The sequence below is a fragment of the Zhouia amylolytica genome, from assembly GCF_900116365.1.
Classification (GTDB): Bacteria; Bacteroidota; Bacteroidia; order Flavobacteriales; family Flavobacteriaceae; genus Zhouia; species Zhouia amylolytica.
Window position 1 is genome coordinate 212596 of record NZ_FPAG01000005.1, and the last position, 24437, is coordinate 237032.

Annotated in this window: 16 protein-coding genes; 6 read left to right on the forward strand and 10 right to left on the reverse strand. The window is 36.4% G+C overall.

The genetic code is table 11. The features are described from left to right. Positions 1 to 90: 90 nt before the first annotated feature. Both BM361_RS09590 and BM361_RS09595 read right to left on the reverse strand, forming a co-directional pair. Positions 91 to 807: an SOS response-associated peptidase gene (locus tag BM361_RS09590; RefSeq protein WP_074978491.1), complete on the reverse strand. Its 717-nt coding sequence runs from the start codon at positions 805 to 807 to the stop codon at positions 91 to 93. Positions 808 to 871: 64 nt separating this feature from the next. Beyond that, positions 872 to 1621, reverse strand: a complete 750-nt coding sequence (locus tag BM361_RS09595) for a LexA family transcriptional regulator (protein WP_038262611.1) — start codon at positions 1619 to 1621, stop codon at positions 872 to 874. A 102-nt stretch (positions 1622 to 1723) separates the two neighbouring features. Between BM361_RS09595 and dinB the strand changes: the two genes are divergently transcribed. Genes dinB through BM361_RS09610 form a run of 3 tightly spaced genes read left to right on the forward strand, consistent with a single transcriptional unit; the run spans position 1724 to position 7278 of the window. Beyond that, positions 1724 to 2938: a DNA polymerase IV gene (gene dinB, locus BM361_RS09600; RefSeq protein ID WP_038262615.1), complete on the forward strand. Its 1215-nt coding sequence runs from the start codon at positions 1724 to 1726 to the stop codon at positions 2936 to 2938. Further along, a complete protein-coding gene (locus BM361_RS09605; protein WP_074978492.1) occupies positions 2938 to 5892 on the forward strand; it encodes a DNA polymerase III subunit alpha in 2955 nt (984 codons plus the stop codon). Before dinB ends, BM361_RS09605 begins: the two co-directional genes overlap by 1 nt. Before the next feature lie 12 nt (positions 5893 to 5904). Continuing rightward, complete coding sequence (locus BM361_RS09610) at positions 5905 to 7278, forward strand: exonuclease domain-containing protein (RefSeq protein WP_074978494.1); 1374 nt, start codon at positions 5905 to 5907, stop codon at positions 7276 to 7278. A gap of 88 nt (positions 7279 to 7366) precedes the next feature. Here BM361_RS09610 and BM361_RS09615 read toward each other — a convergent pair whose 3' ends face one another. The 6 genes from BM361_RS09615 to BM361_RS09640 form a co-directional block, all read right to left on the reverse strand. Then, positions 7367 to 8785: a serine hydrolase gene (locus BM361_RS09615; RefSeq protein WP_074978495.1), complete on the reverse strand. Its 1419-nt coding sequence runs from the start codon at positions 8783 to 8785 to the stop codon at positions 7367 to 7369. Between the two features lie 30 nt (positions 8786 to 8815). Continuing rightward, complete coding sequence (locus tag BM361_RS09620) at positions 8816 to 9517, reverse strand: hypothetical protein (protein ID WP_074978497.1); 702 nt, start codon at positions 9515 to 9517, stop codon at positions 8816 to 8818. 60 nt (positions 9518 to 9577) lie between these two features. After that, positions 9578 to 10396: an alpha/beta hydrolase gene (locus BM361_RS09625; RefSeq protein ID WP_074978499.1), complete on the reverse strand. Its 819-nt coding sequence runs from the start codon at positions 10394 to 10396 to the stop codon at positions 9578 to 9580. Between the two features lie 66 nt (positions 10397 to 10462). Continuing rightward, positions 10463 to 11329 (reverse strand): TolB family protein, encoded by an 867-nt coding sequence (locus BM361_RS09630; RefSeq protein ID WP_083425913.1) that lies wholly within the window; start codon positions 11327 to 11329, stop codon positions 10463 to 10465. 377 nt (positions 11330 to 11706) lie between these two features. Continuing rightward, positions 11707 to 13041, reverse strand: coding sequence for an amidohydrolase (locus tag BM361_RS09635; RefSeq protein WP_074978503.1), 1335 nt, complete (start codon positions 13039 to 13041; stop codon positions 11707 to 11709). A gap of 85 nt (positions 13042 to 13126) precedes the next feature. Continuing rightward, positions 13127 to 13978, reverse strand: a complete 852-nt coding sequence (locus BM361_RS09640) for an AraC family transcriptional regulator (RefSeq protein WP_074978636.1) — start codon at positions 13976 to 13978, stop codon at positions 13127 to 13129. Between the two features lie 284 nt (positions 13979 to 14262). On the opposite strand from BM361_RS09640, the gene BM361_RS09645 reads away from it, so the two are divergent. Next, positions 14263 to 16038, forward strand: coding sequence for a hypothetical protein (locus tag BM361_RS09645; protein WP_074978505.1), 1776 nt, complete (start codon positions 14263 to 14265; stop codon positions 16036 to 16038). Between the two features lie 179 nt (positions 16039 to 16217). Here the strand turns inward: BM361_RS09645 and BM361_RS09650 are convergent, their stop codons facing one another. After that, the gene (locus tag BM361_RS09650; protein ID WP_254785791.1) at positions 16218 to 16760 is read right to left on the reverse strand and encodes a hypothetical protein; all 543 of its coding nucleotides are present in this window, start codon (positions 16758 to 16760) and stop codon (positions 16218 to 16220) included. Between the two features lie 382 nt (positions 16761 to 17142). After that, a complete protein-coding gene (locus tag BM361_RS09655) occupies positions 17143 to 19842 on the reverse strand; it encodes a hypothetical protein (protein ID WP_139226690.1) in 2700 nt (899 codons plus the stop codon). A gap of 487 nt (positions 19843 to 20329) precedes the next feature. Here BM361_RS09655 and BM361_RS09660 point away from each other — a divergent pair, with 487 nt between their 5' ends. Together BM361_RS09660 and BM361_RS09665 are read left to right on the forward strand one after the other, a co-directional pair. Next, the gene (locus BM361_RS09660; protein WP_074978511.1) at positions 20330 to 23152 is read left to right on the forward strand and encodes a hypothetical protein; all 2823 of its coding nucleotides are present in this window, start codon (positions 20330 to 20332) and stop codon (positions 23150 to 23152) included. 328 nt (positions 23153 to 23480) lie between these two features. Beyond that, positions 23481 to 24395 carry a dihydrodipicolinate synthase family protein gene (locus BM361_RS09665; protein ID WP_074978512.1) on the forward strand — a complete coding sequence of 305 codons (915 nt, stop codon included), beginning with the start codon at positions 23481 to 23483 and terminating at the stop codon, positions 24393 to 24395. Positions 24396 to 24437: the final 42 nt, after the last annotated feature.

Genomic DNA, 24437 nt, shown 5'->3' on the forward strand with positions numbered 1-24437 from the left:
GGTATTCAATTGGCTATGGTTATATGAACCAATAGGAACCGGGAAGTTTATAAGTAATGGTAAAAAGAAATATAGATTTCATATAGTGACTCAGGAAAGTTCTGCATACTCCAATCGGTTGATGATCTCTGGGTAATCTGATTGTTTATGGGCATTGATAACATCTCTGCTTACCGGGTAGGCATTTAATTCGATGGATCTGAATATTTTGAATTCTTCTTTTAAAGAGTCTTGACGATTCATCAGAATCATATAGTCTTTGTCCTCCGGTGCAACACACATAGGCATTCGTTTAGCGCCGTTGTGGATTTTTTCAAACAGCGGATCGGCGGTGGTAGTAATAACGGAACAGGTGAGTATCCCTCCTTGATGTGTATAGATTCCTAACAGTCCGAACATTTCGTGATTTGGTCTTTCGAAAAAGAAAGGGATGTTTTTACCTTGTGAGGGTTTGTGAGGTTCATAAAGTCCGTCTATGAGTATGAGGCATTTATTTTTTAACAGGGCTTCATCTTTCCAGCTGAAGTAGTTTTGAAAAAATTTATCATCACGGGTGTTAAGGGTTCCGCCAGTATATTTTTTCCAGTATGTTTCCAGGGAGTCTTTATAATGGGGAGGAGCAATACCCCAGGTAGCCAGTTGTATTATGTCAGGTTCTTCCTGTGTCATCACCATGACATTGGCATGAGAAAAACCATTAAGATGATAGTAAACAGGTACGTGTTCTGGATTAAGCACATTTTCGGCATCGAAGAGTTCTGATATTTTCTGAGGGTTCTTTTGGCGTTGCGAAATATGGTAGCACATAACCTTATGTTTTTCATAAAGTTATTAAGGAATTTTAATATTTGCAATCGTATTAATTTGTGAGTTATAACCTCGACTTAATAGCCTCAAACCCGGCCTTCATTTCTTGAGCCAGCTTATCGTAGGTATATTCAGGAACTTCAAAATTGGTGGTAATCTTACTCACTACCTGCCATACTTCTTGTATTTCGGAGGTAGGGCATTCAATGGGTGGATATTCTTTGTTTATAGAAATAAGCTGTGTATGCTCATTAGTAACGATCATTTTTTTAACGACTACGGTATCGGGGAGCACTACTACATATAGGTTATCGGGTTTAATATCGGAAAGTCTTTCGGTTGCCCGGGCAATCACCCATTCTCCCTGGTGTAATACGGGATGCATACTATCTCCCTTTACCTGAAAGGCTCTGTGCGTAGCATTGCGGTATTCAGGGAGTGGCAGATCGAAAGCAGGGAGGTTTTCATACCATTCTACATCCTGTAGATTATGTGCATAGCCGGCTGATGCCTTTACGGGCACCATCATTACATTTTCCTGTTCTTCACTGTTAAGGGTTACTACTTTGGGTAAGGTATTGTCAGATGGATGGAGGTATTTTTCATTGCTTTCACCAAAGAGCCAAAGCGGATTGATACGATATAATTGAAATAGTTTGGTGACGATTTCACCTGAAATCTTTGTTTTACCACGTTCTATATCGGCGGTAGTACCACTGATACCCAAACATTCGGCAAAAGTCTGTTGCGTTAATTTTTGCTCTTGTCTGATACTTTTGAAGCGAATACTTGCTATGGGTAAATCTTTGATCATAAAACAAATATAGCTCTTTCATGGAAATAATCCGTTTTTAACATGGATTATTTCCTAATAAATGGAAAAATTCCATAATTTTGGAAAAAATCCAATTTATTAATGAGTCGCACAATATTACATCTTGATCTGGATACTTTCTTTGTATCTGTTGAGCGTTTGCTTGATAGTAGGTTAAAGCAGCGACCAATACTTGTAGGTGGGGTAAGCGATCGAGGTGTAGTGGCGGCTTGCAGTTACGAAACCCGATCTTTCGGGGTACATAGTGGAATGCCAATGCGCATGGCTAAAGAATTGTGTCCTGAGGCAGTGATTATAAAGGGAAATGCAGGTGTGTACTCTAAGCATTCAGATGTGATTACTGATATAATTAAAGAAAAAGTTCCTTTGTTTGAGAAGGCGAGCATCGATGAATTTTATGCAGATCTTTCGGGGATGGACAAGTTTTTTGGCAGTTATAAGTATGCTTCGGAACTGCGGAGAACTATTACAAAGGAAACCGGACTGCCTATATCGTTTGGTTTGTCGGTTAATAAAGTAGTATCGAAAGTAGCAACCGGAGAGGCCAAGCCAAACAATCAGCTAAAAATAGATTATGGCTTTGAAAAACCGTTTTTAGCGCCTTTGTCAATTAAGAAAATCCCCATGATAGGAGACAAGACTTATTTGACCTTGCGCAATCTTGGAATTAAACAAGTACAAACCCTTCAGGAGATGCCTAAAGAAATGCTTTATACGGTTTTGGGTAAAAACGGACTTACAATCTGGGATAGAGCCAGTGGGGTGGATACAACCCCGGTTATACCGTTTTGTGAACGAAAATCGATTTCTACTGAACGTACTTTTGATCGTGATACGACTGATGTACAGAAGCTTAGAACATTACTGATCGCTATGACAGAGAATTTAGCCTATCAGTTGCGAAGAGGCGAAAAACTAACCGCCTGTGTAGCCGTTAAATTAAGATACTCTGATTTTCAAACGGTATCGAAACAGCTTAAAATACCTTATACCAGTGCTGACCATATTTTAATAGAGAAGGTGCTCGGACTCTTTAAACAACTCTATAACCGTAGAATGCTGGTACGACTTATAGGGATAAGGTTTAGTCATTTGGTACATGGTAATTACCAGATTAATCTGTTTGAAGATTCTGAAGAAGCTATTAATCTCTATCAGGCACTGGATAAAATCAGGCAACGGTATGGAGATAAGAGTGTATTGAGAGCAGCGGGTATGGGTGCCAGGACTATTGGTAGAATGCATAACCCTTTTAACGGACAGCCACCAACCATATTAGCACATAGAAAACAATAATGTATTTAAATTGTCATTCATATTATAGTTTGCGTTTTGGTACCTTTTCAGAAGTAGAGCTTTTGGAACTGGCCAGAGAAAACCATGTAACTCAATTAGCGCTTACCGATATCAATAATACTTCGGCCTGCCTGAATTTTATTCGTAAAGCGGAATCGTATGGTATAAAGCCGCTTGTAGGTGTTGACTTTAGAAATGGAGTAGATCAGCAGTTTGTGGGTATAGCACGTAACAATCATGGGTTTAAACAGCTTAATGATTTGCTTTCGGCACATTTACATACAGAAAAGCTAATCCCGCAACAGGCACCTGAATTGTCAGACGTGTTTATCGTCTATCCTTTTGAAAAAGTATTGTTGAATGAAATGGATACTTTTAAGCCTTATGAGTATATCGGTATTTCGGTAAAAGACCTTAGAAAATTACCATTCTCTAAATACATTACCTATAAAGACAGATTGGTAGTACAGCAACCTGTTACCTTCAGAAATAAAAGAGATTATAATGCCCACCGCTTGTTACGTGCTATAGATAATAATACATTACTGAGTAAGCTTCAGGCTGAGGAACAGGCTAATGAAGATGAAAAGATGTACCCGGTAGAAAACCTTTATCAGGCGTTTAAAGAATACCCTTTTATTTTAGAAAATACAGACCAACTTTTAAAACAGTGCAGTATTAATTTTGATTTTTCTGCCGGTAAGCAAAGTCAGAATCAACAAACATATACCGGAAGTAAAGAAGAGGATTACCTGCTTTTGGAAAAGCTTTGTTTGGCGCAGATGGATTATCGATATCCTGACGAGCAGGATGCTGCTATTGAACGAATGCGGAAAGAACTGGAGTTGATTCGTAAAATGGAGTATGTATCGTATTTTTTAATTAATTACGATATCATTAGTTATGCGAGATCGAAAGGATACTTCCATGTAGGTCGCGGTAGTGGAGCCAATAGTATAGTAGCATATTTACTGGGAATAACAGATGTAGATCCATTGGAGCTCGATCTGTACTTTGAACGATTTATGAATTTGTTTCGAAGTACCCCGCCTGATTTTGATATTGATTTTTCGTGGCGGGATCGCGAAGATGTTACCCGATATATTTTTGATCGCTTTCCGAATGTGGCTCTTATGGGGACCTATGTTACTTTTAAATACAAAGGGGTGGTTAGAGAACTGGGTAAAGTGTTTGGCTTGCCTAAAGAAGATATAGATCGTTTGAGCGATGGACAATTTAAATTAAATGAGCTCGATGAGTTATCGGAACTGGTATTGCGTTATGGTACGCTTATAGAAGGAATGCCTAACTACATAAGCGTGCATTCGAGTGGAATACTAATAAGTGAATATTCGCTACAGCACTTTTGCGCTACATTTTTACCTCCAAAAGGTTTCGCTACCGTACAAATAGACATGCATATAGCTGAAGATGTGGGCTTGTATAAATACGATGTGTTGGGGCAGCGGGGATTGGCGAAAATAAAGGAGACGTTACAGATCATTGCATATAACCAGCCTGACAATAACACTTTTGACATCCATAATGTAAAGCAGTTTAAAACCGATGTTAAGGTAAATACGATGTTGAGCAGGGGACAATGTATGGGGTGTTTTTATGTCGAATCGCCGGCAATGCGAATGCTTATTAGTAAACTTAAGGTCGATAATTACCTGGGGCTGGTAGCGGCAAGCTCTATTATAAGACCGGGAGTATCGCAAAGTGGTATGATGCGTGAGTATATTCTACGTCATCATAAGCCGGAGCGTATTAAGCAAGCACATCCGGTACTACTGCAAATTATGCCGGATACTTATGGAGTAATGGTATATCAGGAGGATGTTATAAAGGTCGCTCACCATTTTGCAGGTTTAAGCCTTGGGGAAGCTGATGTGTTGAGAAGGGGAATGAGCGGAAAGTATCGCTCGAGGGATGAATTTAAAGCTGTTGAAGAAAAGTTTATAGATAATTGCCGAAAGCGGGGGTATGATGATAAGGTGACCAAAGAGGTCTGGAAGCAAATAGAAAGTTTTGCAGGTTATGCTTTCGCAAAGGGGCATTCTGCCTCCTATGCTGTAGAGAGTTATCAGAGCTTATTTTTAAGGGCTTACTACCCACTGGAGTATATGGTTGCCGTACTTAATAATGGAGGTGGATTTTATCGCCCTGAAATTTATATTCATGAGGCTCGGATGTTGGGTGCGATCGTACATGCTCCTTGCATTAATAGAAGCAGTATGGAAAATAAAATATACGGGAAACATATTTATTTAGGGTTTGGTTATTTGAAGGATTTAGAGCAACGGAGTTGTATACGTATTTTAAAAGAACGTACACATGGAGCTTTTACGTCTTTAGAGGATTTTATAGAACGGGTTACTATTAGTATTGATCAATTAAGTATTTTAATTCGCATAGGCGCTTTTCGATTTACCGGAGTTGACAAGTATGAACTACTCTGGAAGGCTCATTTTAGCCTGGGACATATACAACGGTTTGAAGACCAGTACCAGCTGTTTAAGGTGCGTCAAAATAATTATGAAGTTCCTGTATTACAAACCACAAAGCTGGAGGAAGCTTTTGAACAGATAGAACTTTTAGGTTTTACATTGTGCAGTCCGTTTGACCTACTGCTGGAGGAGCCAAAGAATAATAGAATTACCAACGATTTTCAGCAGTATTTAAATAAGCATATCGATATATACGGATACCTGGTAACGACAAAGCGCAGTACTACCCAGAACGGGAATCAGATGTACTTTGCCACCTTTATAGATCAGATAGGAGAAGTGTTTGATGTGGTGCTATTTCCTCAGATTGCTGCTAAAAATAAATTTAGGGGGAAAGGGATATATCGTATTTATGGTAAAGTGGTTAGTGAGTTTGGTTATTTGAGTTTAGAAGTAGTTAAAATGAAAAAAGAAGATTATATTCAAGATCCTCGTTTTCAGTAAAAAGAAATTTTAATGTACGCAATTATAGATGTAGAAACAACGGGTTTTGGGGGAGAAAATAACCGCATAACAGAAATAGCGGTGGTAATTCATAATGGAACTACATTAGTAGATGAGTACCATACCCTGGTAAACCCGGAAATGCCTATTTCAAGAAATGTAATAGGTCTTACCGGCATAGACGACGGAATGGTACATGATGCCCCAAAATTTTCAGAGATAGCAGAAAAAATAGAGCAACTTACAGCGAATAAAATATTTGTAGCTCATAATGTGAATTTTGACTATAATGTAATCAGGAATGAATTTAAGAGACTTGGAATTGACTATAAAAGGAAACGCCTATGTACTGTGCGCCTCTCCCGACAAATATTTCCGGGGTTACGCTCGTATAGCCTGGGGAATTTATGCCGTAATTTAGAAATTCCTATTCAACAGAGACACCGGGCTAAGGGAGATACAGATGCTACCGTGATTTTATTACAAAAACTGCTTAAAAATGATCAGGATGGTACCGTGGCACAGCATCTCAATCAACGTTCCAGAGAGGTTACCTTACCACCCCTTTTACCTAAAACTATTTTTGAAGAATTACCCGAAACCTCAGGCGTATACTATTTTTTGAATGATACAGGTAAAATTATATATGTGGGAAAGGCAGTCAATATTAAGAAAAGAGTATTGAGTCATTTTTATGATAAAAAAGCCAAGGAGTTAGCCTTGAGCAAGGAAACTGCCCATATAGAGTTTGAAGAAACAGGAAGCGAACTGTTAGCACTCATAGTAGAGTCCGTTAAGATTAAACACCATTTTCCAAAATATAACCGGGCTCAAAAACGCAGGAGTAAAGGATATGGAGTTTTTAGTTATACCGACAGGAAGGGTATTATACACCTGGCTTATAACCACCTGAAACTAGTTAAGCAGCCAATAAAGGTATTTTATTCCACAAGAGAGTGTGTAGCTTTTATGGAACAGCTTTGTGAAGCCTATAACCTTTGTCCTAAGTATACCCAGTTGCAAAGTAATGTTAAGCATTGTTCTCATTATAAGTTGAACGAGTGTAAAGGTATTTGCAGGGAAGAGGAAGTTATCGATGAGTATAACAATAGGGTACAACAAGCGATAGCAGGAACAAAAACGAAAAGTACCGATTTCTTACTGATTGAAAAGGGGAGAACACCAAAGGAAAAGGCCGTTATATTAATAGAAGATGAACACTATAGAGGGCATGGGTTTATACCTAATGACCAATGCTTAACTACCATAAATGATCTTGAAGCCTGGATTGAGCTGCAACCAAATAATCGGGAGATTGACCACTTTATAAAAGCTTATATGGATAAGGTAACGAACAAGGTTGAAATTGTTCAGTTGCCTTCGTAGCTATTGAAGTTTTGGTTAAGGACAGGTGCGATACTAAATGAACCGTATGAAGAATATCTACAGTGCTTTGCTTGGTAAAGGCAAATTATTAGGATTTGCCTAATGTTTTACAGCGTTCGATGTGATCTATCAATAGGGTGTTTCCCGGATTGAGCTTCAATGCCTTTTTATAAGCGATAATGGCTTCCTCATACCGTTCTAATTTTTCCAGATTTTGACCATTGATCTCAAAGACTTCCCAGTCATCAGGTAATTCCATTACCATAATATTACTTAACTGATGACTAATGGCATATTTACCTTTTCCAAAGAAGAACCGTTCGAGCCAGTAAATATTAAGGATGTTTCCAGGGTATTCTTCAGCCTTAAGTTGTTTATATGTAGCGACTAAATTCTTTGGGTTTCCTTGGTCTATAATATCTGCCAGTTCATAGGCAATGGTTCTTTCCGGGTGGTTTAACTGAAAATCAGGATAGAGGAGTTTTAGACCAATATCATCAACTAAATTCCCAGAGTTTGTTAGTATCACTACACCAAACTTTGTTTCTTTATTAAAGCCCAGAAAAGATCGGTAACCTCCGGTGCCACCATTATGAAATAAAATTTGAGTATGCTGCTCCGGGTTAAATACAAACCATCCGTCTTTGTAAAAAAGACGATCTTTCCCCAAATCTGTAATTCCAGTAGGAATGAGTTTGTTTATACTATTCGGGGTAAATAAAGAATTAAACTTTTGCTGATATTTTAAATAGTGAATGAGGTCTCTGGTACAGCTTATCAGTCCACCGGCATATCTGCTAGGACCTGTAAAGTTCCAATAACTATTTTGAGTACCCATATTGGTTGGTTGAGCAATAATGTTAATTATAGCTGACTGATGATTAAGATAGGTATTGGTCATGTCTGCTTTTAACAGTAGTCCGCCCATGAGATCTTCAAATGTTCTGTTGGTAGATTTTTCTACGATTTTTCCCAAAATGCCATAACCCAGGTTCGAGTATCTCCAAACCTTTAAAGTATCTGCTTTTAAGCTTTGTAATTCAATGTTTAATAAGCTGTCTGAATACCCATTAAACGGATCAGACCAATCTTCAGGAGTGAATTGTGCCGACAAGCGGGGTATTCCGGCAATGTGATTTTGCAAGTCCGAAAGTTCGATTCGATCTAAATTTGAATTGTCAAGATCTGGAAAAAAATCTTTAATCGAAACACTCATAGATTCCTTTAAAGAAAGCTGAGCAAGGGTAGCCGTAAACGTTTTTGTGATAGATCCTATTTCATAAAGGGTTAAGCTGTCTGTTTTTACGTTTATCACTCCTTCTTCTATGCTAAATGAATGATATTTAGTATCTCCATTAGGTAATAGAATACCGATGGATATGCTCGGATTAATTTCGAGTTTAATCCTCCTTTCTATTTCCTGATATACATCACTGGGTAAATCTTGTGCGGATAAAAAATTTGAAATTGTACAAATAAAAAAGTAAAATAAAAATTGTGTTTTCATTTGGGGAATTTACGTATTAATATCCTGTCGTTACTTATGATTTTTATGGATGTTTACTTTGTTCAAAAGACTATCAGTGTAATCAATGGTAGGGTTTGATCCGTTTTCAGCTTTTAAAATTATTCTGCCGTCTTTTTTTGCATCACTAATTTTAGCAATGCTTAAATCTTTATCGGTTTCATGCCATAATACGATTCTATCCCGGATTCCTTGCTTGTCTTGTAAGTCTGCATTGATGGTCATAAATGCAATTTGAGGTGCAGCATAAAGATAGATGGCCTCACCACCATGAGCTCCTCCGTAATCCATGCCCAGTCCGATACTGTTATCGCTGTCGCTGAATCCATACCCGGAACGTTCTTCACCTTTAGGGTCATTAAAAAACAGCGACCAACCTTCATTATTTGTTCTGTTGTAATAGTTACCACCCAGAAATAGTTTTCCATGCGGTCCTAAATGAATACGGTCCATTCCTTTATCATCTAAAAAGACCATTCCGTTTAAGGTGTCTTTTCGTACTCTGACTTCATTGGTAACTGGAAAACCGATTGCCATTCTTGGATTTCCTTCATTATCATGAATAACAATGCCTTTGGAATGTATAATTTCGTTCGATTTTAATTCTTGATTTCTTGGATTAAGGTAGACCCAAATGATGGCAACAATCAACAGAAGAATGATAAGGGTTTGTATCTTTTGAACTTTTTTTAATGAATTAATTTGTTGTTCCATAGTTCTATTTTTTAAACACAATATTCAGGTAAAGGCTTTTATAAGCTCCATTGAATGACTTTATTCGAAAATTTTTTCAAAAGCATGATATACGGCTTCATGTAAAGCATCTCCATGGGTTTTATCTGCTAAAAATTCAAAATACACCTTGGTGTTTTTTCCTCGCTCCGCTTTTATTTTCTCATAAAGAGTTTTGGCCGTACGTTCCATAACATCACCTTCCTTACCGACGGCAACATATATTGAATTCCCTGTTTTTACCTCAGAGGGTTTATAGTCGAGAAGTCTTTCGTTGTCCCACCAAAGACTCGGACTTATAATAATATAATTACTAAAAAGCTCCGGCTCTTTAAATAATATTTCCGTAGCGAGAAGTCCACCAAGGGATTGCCCGATAAGTGTTTTGTTGTTTTCAGTGCGAAAATTAGCGTCTATAAAAGGCTGTAGTTCTTTCTTGATAAAATTGATAAAGTGAGCAGACTTCCCGGAGGTTGGAAATTCTTTTCTATCAATCTCCAGAGTAGATGGATAAGTAAAATCTCTTTTGCGATCTACATTACCAATGCCAACAACAATAGATTCCGGAACCATTTCTATCCAGGAAAAAGAACCAAATTGAACAATACCGGCGATATGGATAAAGTCTTCGTCCTTGGAACCGTCGAGTAAATAAATAACAGGATATTTTTTTGATTGGTTCTCTTTATAGCTTGACGGCAAATAGATGTTTAAGGTTCGGGACTCATGTAATAGTTCCGATTCAATTTCTAAGGTCTTCCCGATAGAGAATTCTTCTTCACTAAGTTGTTTTGGAATGGATTGGCTGAATGCAAGTGCTGCTGTAAAGAGCAGGATAAAACTTAAAATTTTATTTTTCATTAGCTTAAATATGAGTAAGTAGTTAGATGAAAAAATTTATTGAAATTTAATCAACCTTATAGTTATTTAATGTTTTTCGAATTTATAAATTCTGGGGTCACCATCAAAAGCGTCATTATTCGTAAGTCTCTTGGTGTTTTTATTTTTCAGGTGGTAAAGGTAGAGTTCCCAATTACCATCTTTATTACCACCGTAGTAAATACGTTCTCCATCAGAACTCCATCGGGCAATTAATTCGGTACCTTCACTATTGGTAATATTGGTTAACACCCCGGTTTTAAGGTTCTTTATAAAAATATCCTGGTTACCGGGATGATCTTTATCAGAGCTAAAGACCAGGTATTGTTGATCGGGTGATAAATCACCACGTTCGTCATTGGACTCATAGTTCGTTAAACGTGTAAGGGAATTGGTCTTAAGTTGAATACTATAAATATCATTGTTTCCTGATTGATCATTGGTGAAAATGATCTGCTCTCCATTAAAATTCCAACTTGGATAACGGGAGTTTCCTGGAACATCTTTGGTAAGATTAACGGTTGTTTGGGTTTCGGAATCAAAAATAAAGATGTCAGACCGACATTGATAAAGTTGTTGCCTGCCATTTGAAGCATACAAAATGTTTTTATCGTCTAGCGTACAATTTTCAGGTTGTTCTAAAGAAGTTTCTTTTTGAGTTGAAATCTTAATTTTGTGTCTGGTTATGTTATCGCCTACTTGCCTTAAAAATGATACTTCATTGTTGTTTATCCAGGTGCCAGCCCATTCTTCAGATGAAGAATTGGTGATTTGTTTTAGGGTTTGGTTTTCGACATGCATGACATAAATATCGGAGTTGCCCGACCTGCTTGATGAAAACAACAAGTATTTCTCCTGTGCTTTGCAATTCAATAGTGATAACACCATTACCATAACTAACAATTGTTTGTTCATTTTGTGATAGGTTGTTTTAAGGAGTAACCAAGATTAAATTCGCAATGCTAATTTTACTGGATGTTCGCATTGTAAATTGCCAGGGTATCTCGTGATAAAAAGCTCATTTCTATAAAATTATAAGAAAGTGTTGATTATCAAAAGGGAAGGAGGATGTAATTCCAATAAATAATGATTAGTAACTTGTTTTTAATAGATCAGAGATAATAGGATCTACCCTTAATTTTGATGAAAACAAATAGGAATATGATATAAGGGTGCGGAAGTTCTGCCTGTTGTTTGAGGTGTCCGAAAAACAGACTTTTATGGAAGCTATCTAAAAGTCTCAGGTCTCCTTTTAATACTACAGAGACCTGAAACCTTAAAATATTATTTATTTAGTAAACAATGTTTCCTTTATAAATCAATGACTGTACAGGCGACATTCGAGAAACTACCTCTGCAGAGCAACTGGCATCAACTAAAATAACATTTGCTTCATCTCCTGCTTTAGGCCACTGTTGCGCTCCGTTGTCATCCAGTGGAATTGGACCTGCGGTAGCTAATTTTAACATTCTTGATAGCCCAAATTCGGATACCTGACCGTATAACTGAGCAGCTATATTTGCCTTGTAGAGTACACTTCCAGTACCGAACGTGTTCCAGTGGTCTACAATACTATCATTACCAGTCATGACTTCAACTCCGTATTTTGTTAAAGTCGGAATAGGCATGATAAGCCATCCAAATGGAATCGTAGAGACAATACCTATCTGTGCGGCTGCCAGTTTTTCTGCGACCTCCTGTTGTTTTGATTTATCTAATTTTCCTAAAACAAAGCAGTGGCTTAGGTAAGTTTTACCTTTAAGGTTCGGGTTCTCATTTACCTTGTCAATCAGATATTCTACCGTTTTTAATCCAGATTCACCTGTTTCATGTAAGTGGATGTCGATCCCTTTGTTATGATCCAAAGCTAATTGTACCGTAAAATCTACTGTTTTTTCAATTGCTCCATCAATACTGTAAGGATCGAGGCCACCAATAAAATCAATATCGGTCTGTGCAGCATCTTTCATAAATGGGACCGTATCAGTATAATAAACACCATGTTGTGGAAATGCTACCAGTTCGGCTCCGAATCCTTCTTCTTTATGGGCTAAAGCCTTTTGAAGGTTTTTAAGAGATTGTAACCTGGAGGTAGGCTCTATATTCACATGACTCCTTGCAAATGCACTCCCTTTCGATTGTAATAACGCTATAATTTTTTCGGCCTTATAGGTAGAGTCTTTGAGCATTTCTGGTAACATTTGCTGTTCTAATGCGATCATTCCTTTAACACCACCTTTTCTTCTGACTGCCTGCCATTTATCACCATAATAAGTTTTATCAAGATGAATATGCATGTCTTTAAAAGAAGGAAGCATGAGCATGCCTTTAGCATCGATGCTATCAGCATCTGATTTATTGGCGCCAACACTTTCAATTTTTCCATTAGCAATTACTACTGAGAATAAATCAGTTTTGGTGGCAATAACATCTCCATCTTCGTAAACGAACCCGGTCTCTAACCGTACATTCTTAAGGGTATAACGACTGGTAGTCTTGGGGTTTTTAAGTACGCCACTTTCAACTTTAGATTGTCCTTTTACCAATGCCGGGGTCAGGGATAATCCTGCCAGACCTAATGCTGAGTTTCTAAGAAAATCTTTCCTTGATATATTGGCATTTTTCATAATTCTATTTTTTCTTTGATGGGGGTAAAGGTACGTTACACCCTTACGTATTTAGGTGTAATATTTAGATGGTCAATTGTAAAATTTATAAATTTTCGCGAAATCTACTCGGGGTTATTCCAGTTTGACTTTTAAAGAAGTTTGAAAAATATGCATGATCTGTAAATCCTAGTCTGAAAGCTATCTCTTTAATAGAAAGTGTAGTACTTTGTAATAACCTTTTGGCCTCGGTAATTACGCGTTGCTGAATGAGTGTTGTAGCGGATACTTTTAAATGCTTTTTACAAAGAATGTTTAAATAATTAGCGGAAACGTTTAGCTTTTCTGCATAGAATGCTACAAATTTATGTTCTTTAAAAAATTCATCAATAAGCAAATTGAATTTGGCAAGTCGCGGATTGGTTTGGTAAACTTTAAATTCTGTAAAAGTGTATTCAGCTTCTCTACTAACTATAGCTGCGATTACTGCTGCACGTGCACTAATTAGCTGTACCAAAGACTGAGGTTGCTTCAACTCGTTTTTAATGGCGATAAATTCATACCGTAATAGCTTAAATGCCTGTTCACTTAATTGTATCACCGGATGATTCTGATAGTTTGTAAATGAGAACCTGAAATATGGTGAGAAATGTTCAAAGAATGATTTCTCTACCATTAATTGATAGGCAATCGTTTCCTTTTGAATTTCCCATTTATGCATTTGTCCTGGAAACAATACGTGAATTTCATGATCACCTATAGGATAATCCAGCGAATCGATGTTATGTATTCCATTCCCTTGATCGAAAAGAATAATAATAAAGAAATCGTGCTTGTGAGGCTTGTCAATTGATCTCGCCCCATGAAGCTCGTTAAATATTATTTCCTCACGTCCGGCAATTTGCCCTTTACGGAATCCTTCGATACTGATTAAAGGTGCATCATCTCTTTTCTTCATAGGCATTCAATCTATTTTACCACCGTAAAAAACGGAGATGTAATATAGTCATTAAATGTATTATGATTAAAGTTGATTTGTGAAATTTATAATTCAGGCCGTCTGATAAAAACTTTTGTAGTTTGCCAGATGATGTTAGTTGTATTATCTAAGGAGTAGTTGAAAACATCGGTAGGAGATAGAGAAATTATATGCTTTTTAATATGACAATTATCATAAGATCCCTCATGCCAAAACTTCAAATTTGATTTTCAAAAAGAAAGAAATAAATAGAAGGATAAAAAATGCATGATTTTCATATCCCGGTTATGGGATTGGCTTATACAATTGATAGCCCCGTGAGAGTAGCTAATTATGGTATAGATTCGGTTGTTTCCATTATTGATGATGAATTAATGGAATCCATGAGGGCTTATTATAGCAAAAGATTTAAGCTTCCTTATCAGGCCATTACAAAGAAAATGACAGATTACAGAGCGCGAAGGATTTCTGTTTATCTGAATTTACTAGATAGTATCGTAAAGAAGAAGTTTGAAATCTTTAAACAAGAATTGCTTCAGGATCGCACTTCACTAGAGAAGTATTTGAAAATGATAGCACCCAAGGCTGAAATACGCCTTGATATTAAAAAGTGGTTAAATCAGGGAAATAATCTTGAAAATGAACTTAAAAGTATCTTTGATAAATGGTTATGCCCTGGTAAAATTGATGTCAATATAATGACCAAGGTCGACAGAGAAAATTATGTCGGTAATAAAAAGTTAGGGGTTGAGTTTAATGATGCCCATGCAGCATTGAGAGGTTTTGCCACCAGTAGTTTGGAATCTTCTGTGGTTTTTTCGGCTGGGATGAATCCAAGACTTTACAGCTATCTTGCTACTTTTAGTGATTTCTATCCGGATAAAAATGGTTATTTAAAAAAGAAAATAATTCTAAAAGTAAGTGATTATAGATCAGCTTTAATTCAAGGTCAATTTCTGGCTAAAAAAGGACTGTGGGTGTCTGAATTCAGAATAGAATCAGGATTGAATTGCGGAGGCCATGCCTTTGCCAGTGATGGAAATTTGTTAGGACCTGTATTAGAGGAATTCAAACAAAGAAAAGTCGAACTTCAAAATCAGCTGCACGAGAGTCTGATTAAAACACTGGAAATGGATGGGAAGTTTGTGCCTGAAGCCCCTATGAACTTAAAAATTAGTGTCCAGGGAGGCGTGGGAACTTCAGAGGAACATCAGTTTTTAACAGATTATTTTAAGGTCGATTCTGTAGGGTGGGGTTCTCCTTTTTTACTGGTTCCGGAAGCCACACTGGTTGATACAGAAACAAGAGAATTGTTGATGAAAGCTAAAGAGGAAGAATTATACCTCAGTAATATATCGCCACTTGGAGTTCCATTTAATACAGTGAGAAATACAACAAATGAGCATCTTAAACAGAAAAGAATAGAAAATAGTAAAGCTGGTAGCTCGTGCCCAAAAAAGCACCTTGCCTTAAACTATGAATATGCAAATAAGGGACAATGCACAGCGTCCCGAAAATTTCAACAGCGTAAACTCAATGAGTTATTGTCCGAAAACCTCAATCCGGAAGAAATAGCCAATAAAAAAAGAGCGATTACCGAAAAATCTTGTTTGTGTGTGGGATTGGCAAATCCTGCATACATCGATTGTGAAATCCCGGTAAAGCAGGAAGCTCAGGGTGTCGTTGTATGTCCAGGTCCCAATATGGCTTATTTTAACAAAGAGGTGAGCTTATTGGATATGATTGGACATATTTATGGAAAGCATGATTTATTAAAAAACGTTAATCGTCCAAATATGTTTGTGAAAGAATTGATGCTTAATTTTAATTATTTCGAAAAGGAGTTAAAAAAGAATGTAAATGGTCAATCTGTCTTAAACCAAAAGAAAATGAGACTGTTTAAAGTAAATCTGTTAAAAGGAATTGAGTACTACCAATCATTATTTAATGCTAAGAAAGTTTTTGATAATAGCGAAGGGAATAACTGGATGAAGGAGTTAAATGAGATTAAATTTAAGTTAGAGGAAACTTCACTATAACAAAGTCTTGTTAATCATAATATTGAATTTGAAAACTGCTGCTGAAACCTAATAAGTAGTAGTAGTTAAGTGAAAAATAAAAAAGGGAGTATCGAAAATGGCTTCCTTTTTTAATGTTAATTAAGTTCTTAAAGCATATTCTTTCAACAGAGAAAGAGCGACAAGGATTCATTGCTTAATTATTTCATAAACGATCGGGTACTTATTTTTTTAAATTTTTTATTTAGGTCATTAATATGTTCTCTATGCGCAACTAATCGGGATAAAGAGGTTTCGAAAGTTCTGGTTTGATTTAAATTGGGGAATGATAGCGTGCCTTTGGCAATGCAATATGTGAGCATTACATTAAAATAGTTAAAGATCAATATGATTTTCTGAATGTTATCGGTCTCAATGGTATTGAACCCTATTCGTCTTCCTGTGCGTTCATTAATTATATAGCTCGTTCCTCTTATTTTGAGGTCCTTTTCTTTGAACTCATCATAACGATCGATCAAATCTAAAATTCCTTCGAGATATTGATGTATGATATAATTGGTTCTTTGCCTTCCGCTCATGTTATTGTCTATGACAAAAACATAATCAAATAAGGTGCCTCCATGTATTTTTATAACTCCAGAGGTGGGTTTCTCCGAAAGAAAAAGATTTGAGTGGTAAGTCAATTTTCCATTTTCTTTAAGGGAAGGAACATCAAAAAAAGGAGCAATTATGGTTAGAACCATTGGAAACGTGAATAAACCAATTAAATAGATACCCGTTGCCCATGAAAGGTAGCACAAGATCATAATGACCGTAAGTGCACCAAGAGCAATGAATAATTGAATTTGATTTTGTTTGTTTTTTGACTTTGAATAAAATCGGTGTTCCAAAATATAAATAAATCTATGAGTGGTACTTATTAATTGCCTTATTGATTATCGGGTATTTTACACTATAAGAGCTTCAAAATTATAAAGAAAAATAACGAATTGCCTAATGTTATGAACTTTGTTTTAAGGAGTAGAATTATCCACCTTGGTAACATGTCTACTTAGTATTTTATAGGATAATATATTAAAACCAAGGAGTTGAAAGTGAATTTGGAAATTGAGCGACTCTTTTAGATCAAGGAATTTTAGAAATAACCTCGTACGGAAGTTCTCGATAACCTATACGTCCATCTTCTGTGATCATTTCTACAATAATGAGGTGTTTACCAGTTATATCTCCATTAAAAAAATCTATAGTTTTGGTTTCACCGGGTTGTATAGAAATACTTGGATTCCAGTAAATCAATGATCGATAATCACCAATATCAGATTCCTTTTCGGAAAAAGTAGTGTACTTAGGGGTATAATATTCCTTAACCGTGTCAAATACCTTAATGGAAGAATGAATGGTACCGGGTTGAGGCTTTCGGGATGCATAAATACCCTTACCTTCTTTAGTCACAATAGAGATTATGTGCCCCAATGGAGGTGCCTCTAAAGGATTGGTTTCAGGAAATACTTTTAAGAAATGTGATTTAAAGAATTTGGCATATTTAATTAATTCGATCCGTTCAATAATATCTGGAGATATATGTGGAACATTGTCATATTCATGTTTTTCAAGTAATCTGCCATCAGCCATAAGAAGCGTAGGTTCCCCACGTCCGCCGCGAATATGAGCAAGCATGAATCCATCCGAAAAATTCTCAACTTCTATTTGATCTCCATAGTTAAAGAGTAGAATGCTATAAAGTCCGTAAGACCATTTTTTTTCTTTCTTTTTGATTTCGTTACCTGATATTATCACATCCGGAGCCCCATATTTTTTATTCAATTTAAGCTGTAGTGGAGTTAATCTGCGTTCAGAGACCACGACTTCTTCTAATGCTGTAACATCATTTGGAAGGTTCATAGCCTGGTATGATATATTTCTTTGCCTGTATAATGTTTTAGCTGCTTTTATCGTAAAACCTGTTTCGCTAAAATCCGGCTTATGATTAAACGATATAGCTGGAGGATCAGTAGTATTTAATACAATGTTGTAATTGGAATTTCCTGTGGAATCCTTCGCGCTCAGAAGAATTCTCATTTCACGATTGGAGGTGTTGTAAAGAGGGAATTCGAACCTTCCGATACTATCAGTTACAGCGTTATAAAAGGAAGGGTTCTTCCCAAAAGTTATGAGACTAACGTTTATGTTTTTAGGAGATGATTTATGGTTATTAGAAATTACGTGCCCGTTAACCGAAATATTATTTTCCGGCCGGAAGAACCGCTGTGTAGTTTTCTGTACAGGATATTTATAATTACGCCATCCCTGAGTTAACAATAAGGCATCAAGATCCTCAATTCGATTAGATTCATTTCCTCTAAAATAAAAATCAGGTTCTTCAATGGCTCCTCGAAGTTCTGAACTTAATAAAAAATAAGATCGGATGCTCTCGAATTTTGTAATATTCCAGAGCTTTTTATTAATGACCAATACAGACATATCAGCTTTTGAAGCTATGGTTTCGTTTTGAGAACGTTTAACCTTTATATTTAATGGTTCTCTTTGTGTATATAAACTTTTATCAGACTTCAGACTAAAATTTAATCGATGCTTACTTGTGCTGTTGAAAAATAATCGTTCAGAAACAGGCCGCATTGACTTATCCATTAAGGTAAACACAAGAATGCCTTCCGGGAGTTTTTCAGCTAAGAAATCCTTCGTCAAATAACCATTTTTTAAAGGACCTTCGATTAAATAGTAATCGACTCCCCGACAGGAGATTTTAATATGAATATAATCGGTGGTCTTCAGGCTCGAAAATACATTCAGTCTTATATGCTTATTAATTCTGGATATTGATAATATTGAACCTTTTGCCATGACAGGAGGTAGTGCATAGATTCTGTCGTTTTGAATATCTTTAGATAGTATTTTGGCATGATAAGTTCTGTTAGAATCCGGTTGAAAAGAAACGACCCCCATACCTAGGTGATTACTGTCAAAACTGCAAATTAATTGTTCACTTTGATCATAAATCCCCCCCTTTACAAAGATTCCTTTTCCGCTAACATCTATGGCTTTGAAGCCTACTTTATTATGGACGCCGTGAATAAGACGGCCACCCTCCGGAAAAAACTGTAGATCAATTGAGTTTTTAAGAACGATCGATTCTTTTTGTCTTATTCCCATTTCATTGATAGAGACGCTTATCCAATCGGGACGACTGTTAATCTCATGCTCAAATTGATAATACGGTTCCTTTTTTGCTTTTATTTTGAATGAATCCTGTCCATTTTCCCACTTTAAATGAACCATTAGATTTTCTGATTTTGATTTGGAGGTACTTTCCGGAAGTAGCCTGCCTTTCAATAGATAATTGTTTGAATTGTCTTCTACGATTAAAAGGGAGTCTATGAGTTTGTTTGTATTATCTTTTGTGTTAGAAATCAGGTTGATATAAGATTCGTAAATAAAGTCTTTACCAAAATTTCTATTCCACCGGGTATAAGCTCTAATAAGATAACGACCATCTGAGAGGTTCTCATTTAATAGGAAGGATCCGTATCCTATTCCCATTGATAATTTTAATTTTTTTTGATCGATGATCTGACCCTCAGCATCAATTAATTCTACATAAAGTAAACTACTATATATTTCATTCGTGTGATGTTTGGCATCTGTAACAATAGCTTTAAACCATATTTCTTCATCTATCGCATAGACTTTTGAGGACAGTTGAAGGTATACTTTCTCTGGCGATGCTAAATCAAGAGAATTTTTAAAGGCTTGCGAATATAAAAAATAAGGAATTAGCACAGCCAGCAAACTAAATAGCTTAGTCACTTTAGATAATTTATATTTTGGTAAAGGAAACAACTGTGATTTTTAATCGCTTTACTTTAAAGGTAGTATAATTTCAATTTATAATCATCCAGGTTTAACTTTTAAATTTGATATTGACATATGGAGGAATCAAATTATTAGTTAATTGAGCGATTAAGGAATGAAAAGTACCACCCTTTTGAAACAAGGTTAATGCAGTAAAACCAGTCAAATACTGACTAATTTTATTTTAAAACTTTCGTTTAAGTAAAAATTGGGTTGACTCTTAATTCAGAAATCGAAAGGTTTACAGAATATTTTAAATTGATTTATCTATTTGTAATATTTTGTTATTCAGTTTGTTGTTTTTATTTAGGATAGCGATATAGACTCTGATGTTTTAAAAACTTAAAATACTATAGGTTGAATTTTTTTTCCTCATAATAAAAATAATATTTTTATAGCATTACACAGATAATTTAAAATTAACACCAACTCAAATTTTGAAATGCTTACACGAAGACTTTTTATTGGAATAGTTGCTTTTCTTTTATTACCATTATCAATATTAGCGCAGACTGACTGGTTAATCAACAACAACTCATACAGGACACAAGTTTATGAGAATAAACAGGTGAATGAGCTTGAAATATCTAACGGCCTGGTAAAGCGTGTGTTTAGATTACAACCCAATGCTGCTACTATAAAATTAGAAAATGTTAGTAGTGGAGAATCATTTTTGAGAGGAGTGAAACCAGAGGCAAGAGTAACTATTAATGGAATTAAATATGATGTTGGAGGCTTGAAAGGACAGCCTAATTATGCTTTTTTAAATCCGGAATGGCTCAATGATATGACATCAGATCCTTCCTCCATGCAATTTGTTGGATACGAAATCAGTGAACCAAAAGCTCCATTTGAGTGGAGACAAGTACGGTATGCAAGAAATAGTAATACCCCATGGCCACCTAAAGGCATTCATTTGAGGATGGATTATGAATTACCCGGTTATGAAGGTTTGATAAAAGGGAATGGGCTTCTTCCGAGTGATTTTTCCAGACCCTTAAAGTATCAGACGGATTTTAGAACATTAGATGACTCATGGAGTGTTTTTTACTCCAATTCTCATGAGCGGTCATCTTTTCAAAATGAAGGTAAAATTGGAGAAATTTACACCCCGGCTAATACGGCTGTTTATGCAGAAAGAGCGGTTGATCCATCTACAAGAATTATTGAGGCTACTTTTAATTTAGGTACCGATAAATCGATGGAGTTTGGTCCGGGTATTACCCTGGTATGGCCTGATAAAACGGTAAAATTTTATATACGTCCAGGCGGTAATACCTATGATGATGGAATTGCTATGTTTGGCTTATGGGATGGTGAAAAGTCACATAAGGCTGCCGGTGGTCGTCAGTCATTGGATATTAGTATGCCGTGGAGTCTGAGATATCGTATTACTGATGACAAGATTTATTGTGAAGCTAAGCGAAAAGGGGGATCGTGGATTTCAGTTGCGGAACTTGATGTGTTTGAAAGTATGCCTCAAAAAGTTCGAATTGGAAAGACGAATGGAAAGGGAGAAGATCTCGACGCTGAAAATAATGAAGGTGAATTGGTGCGTTTACAAGTGATGGATTATGCAGCTTATGGGGAAGTTTCAGAGGTTGTAAATAATGACCTTAGTAAAGAAGATTTGAAGCTTTCTGTTCATTATGAGGTTTATGATGGCCTTCCGGTAATCGCTAAATGGATTAGTATCGAAAACCTGGGAGATAAAGATATTACAGTTAATAAATTTACCAGTGAGATTATAGCGGCAGTTGAATACGCTTCACAAGTAGAGGACAGGGAATATGAAATTCCAGAACCGAATATTCATGTAGAAACCGATTATGCTTTTGCAAGTATGTCTGTAAAGGATGCCAATCATCATGCCGTAAGATGGACCACGGATCCGGATTATGAAACCCAGGTGAACTATTTAAGGAAAACCCCTTGTTTACTGGATGTTGGTCCTGAATTAGGTCCTGATCAATTAGTAAAGAAAGGAGAAACCTTTACTTCTTTCCGTACGTTTGTACTTCTTCATGACTCTTACGATAGAGAACGACAAGGTTTGGCATTAAGAAAGATGTATCGAACTTTAGCACCGTGGACGACTGAAAATCCATTAATGATGCATGCTAGATTTGCCGATTGGGACAGGGTTAAAAAGGCCATAGATCAGGCTGCAGAAGTCGGTTTTGAGATGGTGATATTAACCTTTGGAAGTGGATTCAATATTGAAGACGACAGTGAAGAGTATTTAAATAAAATGAAGAAATATGCCGATTATGCGAAAAGTAAAGGCATTGAAATTGGCGGATATTCACTGCTCGCTTCAAGACGTGTTGGGGGTGGAAATGACGTGGTTATGCCACCGGGGGAACGACCTACCTTCGGAAACTCTCCTTGCCTTGAGAGTACATGGGGACAGACGTATTTTGAAAAATTATATAAGTTTTATGAATCTTCAGGGTTTGCATTGTTAGAACATGATGGGTCTTACCCGGGTGATATCTGTACTTCTCATCAACATCCAGGTCACAAGGGTTTGGAGGACTCACGATGGAACCAATATCGGAGGATAGCTGAGTTCTATCAATGGTGCCGTTCTAAAGGGATTTACCTGAATATCCCGGATTTTTATTATATGGCTGGTGGAAATAAATGTGCAATGGGATACCGCGAAGTAAATTGGAGCTTGCCAAGAGAACAACAGCTAATTCATGCACGTCAGAACATCTTTGATGGCACCTGGGAGAAAACCTCCTCTATGGGGTGGATGTTTGTGCCATTAACCGAATATCACGGTGGAGGAGCTGCAGCAACGATAGAACCTTTAAATGAGCATTTGGATCACTATGAAATGATGATGGCAAATAACCTGGGAGCAGGAGTACAGGCGTGTTACAGAGGACCTCGATTATACGACACTCCGGCTACTGAACAAATGGTAAAAAAAATGGTTAACTGGTATAAAAAGCATAGAGAAGTTTTGGAAGGAGATTTAATTCATTTAAAAAGAGCCAATGGCTATGATCTTGATTATTGGTTGAATGTGAATCCCGAAGGTGAAGAGAAAGGACTTCTTATGGTATTTAATCCTACGAATAAGGTTATTACAAAGCATATAAATGTACCATTGTATTATACCGGAATTAAAGATAGAGCTGCTATCGAAATGAAAGGAGGCTATAAAACCAAAGTTAAATTAAACAGAGACTATAGCATGGATATTTCAGTTCAGGTTCCGGCAAATGATTATAGCTATATCATTATAAAATAGCCAATAGTCAACTACGTAAATAGAATACTGATTTAGCTTGATTATGATTTAATAGTTATACATAAAAGGAGGTCATGATGTTTTCGTATCATTAGATTATTTTTATTGCTCAGGCTTGCAGCTTTTTGAAAGCATCCATTGACCTGATTCAAAACTATCGTTTTAATACTTCATCAGGACTATACATGGGTATAGTCCACTATTACGAGCATTTTTTACTTTATCTTCAAATGACTTCATTAAACACGAATCTTTAAATTTTTTATGAAAAATTATGATAAATAATAAATTTTAATACTTTTGTATATGTAATACATAATACATTAAAATGAATTTGATAGCTGCTACCTATGCTCCGATGCATAGCGATTTAAGTTTAAACCTTGAGGTTATTGAGGGATATGGAGACTTTTTAAAATTTAATAATATAAAGGGAGCCTTTATTAATGGCTCTACTGGAGACTTTGTTTCGTTGAGCACCAATGAACGTAAGAATATCATGAAGGCATGGAGTGCCCATAGGAGTGAAGGCTTTCAGGTGATTAATCACGTTGGTCATACTTCACTTCTTGAAGCTGTTGAACTAGCCCGACATTCAGCCGGTCTTGCTGACGGTATAGCAGTAATTGCGCCTTATTATTTTAAGGTACGTACTTTAGATCAATTGGTTCAATATTGTAAAGAAGTAGCTGCAGCAGCTCCTCAACTTCCATTTTACTACTATCATATTCCGGTATTATCCGGAACTTATTTTAAAATGCACGATTTTGTTCAACTGGCTTATGAGGAAATTCCAAATTTCAGAGGGGTCAAGTTTACGCATAATGACTTTGTTGATTTTCAGCAGTGCTTACAGTATAAGCGTAAAGAGGGCAAGGACCTGGAACTTTTTTTCGGTATAGATGAGATGTTTGTAAATAGCCTGAGTCTGGGAGGGCAAGGCTGGGTGGGAAGCACATATAATCATTTGGCACCTTTGTATACCGATATATATAGAGTGTTTGAATTAAAAGACTATCAACGAGCTAATGAGCTGCAGAACATGGCTGTTCAATTCGTTCAGATCTTGGATGGATACGGAGGATTCAATGGTGCGGGTAAAAGCTTTATGAAGCTTTTGGGGGTAGATTGTGGCCCAAGCAGATTTCCGCATGCAACACTGTCTGAAAAGGATTTAAAAAATGCACAGCTTAAAATGGAGGAATATGGATTGACAGCTCCAAACTTCTCTAAGTATAACTAAAAATTTTTATAAATATATGTAGTACATAATACAATTTAATTG